General features: G+C 64.8%; 2 protein-coding genes. Both read right to left on the bottom strand.

Annotation, left to right across the window (positions count from 1 at the left end):
* Positions 1-255: 255 nt before the first annotated feature.
* Positions 256-1,677, bottom strand: a complete 1,422-nt coding sequence (locus VB777_RS00980; RefSeq protein ID WP_323246468.1) for an undecaprenyl-phosphate glucose phosphotransferase — start codon at positions 1,675-1,677, stop codon at positions 256-258.
* Positions 1,678-1,681: 4 nt separating this feature from the next.
* Positions 1,682-1,960 (bottom strand): YdcF family protein, encoded by a 279-nt coding sequence (locus VB777_RS00975; RefSeq protein WP_323246466.1) that lies wholly within the window; start codon positions 1,958-1,960, stop codon positions 1,682-1,684.
* Positions 1,961-2,089 lie beyond the last annotated feature (129 nt).

Here is a 2,089-nt window from a genome sequence, read left to right as displayed (position 1 = left end):
CAGGCCAACGATGCCGAAATCGGTCTGTTTGCGGATCTGATAGCCACCGATCCGACTTTTTGAGCCAGAAATCCACTGATGCCTGTGGAAAACGGGCTCGTGGGTTGGTTTTTCAGCAAACTCCTAACCGGGCGGAGCACGAGAGGGCTTCAGCCCAGGACGATGGCCGGCTGATTCCCTGCCGCCGACGAGCTGGTGGGCTGATGCCACGCGCACGGGAGCTATCCCTAGGTGCAACGCAAGAACGGGGCCCCATCAGTACGCATTCGGAGAACGCAAGCGCAGGAACGTCTTGAGCAGGATCTTGAGATCGAGCTTGAGGCTCCACTCGCGCTGGTAGCGCAGATCGGCATCGACGCGATCCGCCATGGCCGAGAGGGTGGCGGTTTCGCCCCGCCAGCCCTCCACCTGGGCGAGGCCGGTGATGCCGGGCTTGAAGCCATGGCGCTGCATGTAGCCGGGGATGAGGCGGCGGTAATGCTCGTTGTGATCCACCGCATGGGGGCGAGGACCCACCAGGCTCATCTCACCGCGCAACACATTGAACAGCTGCGGCAATTCATCCAGGCTCCAGCGGCGCAGGAAGGCACCCACGCGGGTCACACGGGGGTCATCGCGGGTGGCCTGGCGAAGACCAGGGGTGTCGCCGGCTTCCAGCACCCGCATGGTGCGGAACTTGAGAATGCGAAACCGTTTGCCGTCGAGGCCGTAGCGGTCTTGGCAGAACAGGATTGGACCGGGGCTGGAGAGGGCCACGGCCAGAGCGATGGCCAACAGCAGGGGACTGATCAACAGCAGCCCAGAGAGGGTGAGACCGAGATCAACAAGGCGCTTGAGCTGGCGATCAAAAACGGACCGTTCCCCGCCCCAGAGATCGATGCAGTGGAGGTTGCCGATCTGATCGGTGCGGAAATGCATCGAAGGCTGGGACCAGGCCGGCACATAGATCACCGGCACGCAGGTGTCGCCGAAGAAGGCAAGAAGTTGGTCAAAGGAAATGTCATCGCGGCTGATGTGGCTGAAGCAGATGCGATCCACACTGTTGCGATCCAGCCAGCGGCGCATGTCGGAGAGGCCACCAGCGCAGGGGGGCAGCAGCGCCGACACCTGATCCGGCCGCACCGGATCGGGCGTGAACCAGGCCACCAGCTTCAACCCCATCCAGGGAGAGGCCAGCAGCTGCTGCTGCAGGGTGAGGGCTGCCTGCGGTAGACCCCAGTAGGCGATGGTGCGCTGATTGCCGCCGTGACTGCGATGCCAGCGCAGCAGAGCCCGCAAACCCACATGGTTGGCCAGGAGCAGCAACCAGGCCAGACCCGCCCAGAAGGTGGTGTCGATCCGGGAGAAATTGGTCGAGACCTTGGCGAGGAAACTGAGCAGCAGCAACAGCCCCAGCACCGAAATCCAGCCAGAGGTCACCCGGCGCGCCAGGGTCCAGAGGCTGAGCTGGCGAAAGCTGCTATAGAGCCCTGAGCGCGGCAGCAGGAACGCCGTGAGCAGAACCACCCAGAGAATGGGAGGTAGAAGTGCACCCTCAAGTTGAAAGGAATGGCCTGTGCCCAGCAGCAACCAGAACAGGCCCGCGACTCCGAGTGGATCCAGGAGCCTCTGAAGGAGGGAGAGGTCTTTGCCGTGAAAACGGAGGAAACCGCCATGGGGAGAAAAAGCGGCAGCCATGGGTTCACATCCGGCCCTGGAGGGCATACAGCAACGTAGCGGCGGTTTCCCGAAACGCCAGGCGGTTGCGCTCGGGGGCGCTGAGCTGGGGCTCGGCTGCAAGGGGCTGCACCTGCAGGCCCTGGCGGGCGAAGGCGTGGGCGGCGCGGGGCAGCTGCCAGGGGTCGGTGATCAGCAGCACGGGAGCGCCGGAGTGGTGGCGGCGCAGCCAGGCGGCGGAAAGGGTGGCGTTCTCCCAGGTGGTGCGGGCGCAGGAATCACCGGCCACCAGGGCGGGGGCCACACCAGGGCCGCCTGAAAGTCCGTCCAGCTTGCCCTTGGCGCCCCTGCCGCGGCCTGGTTTGCTCGCGGGACCAGCCCCTCAGCAATGCCCCAGACCGCTGCTCCCGCTGTTGATTTCAGCGCCGATGCC

The organism is Synechococcus sp. CCY9202 (genome assembly GCF_034931685.1).
In the GTDB taxonomy this organism is placed as follows: domain Bacteria; phylum Cyanobacteriota; class Cyanobacteriia; order PCC-6307; family Cyanobiaceae; genus CBW1002.
The sequence above is the reverse complement of the archived record's forward strand: the minus strand, read 5'-3'. Positions and strand labels throughout refer to the sequence as shown.

Coding starts and splice junctions, on each gene's coding strand:
- VB777_RS00980 (WP_323246468.1), bottom strand. CDS start 1,677: ATGGCTGCCGCTTTTTCTCCCCATGGCGGTTTCCTCCGTTTTCACGGC.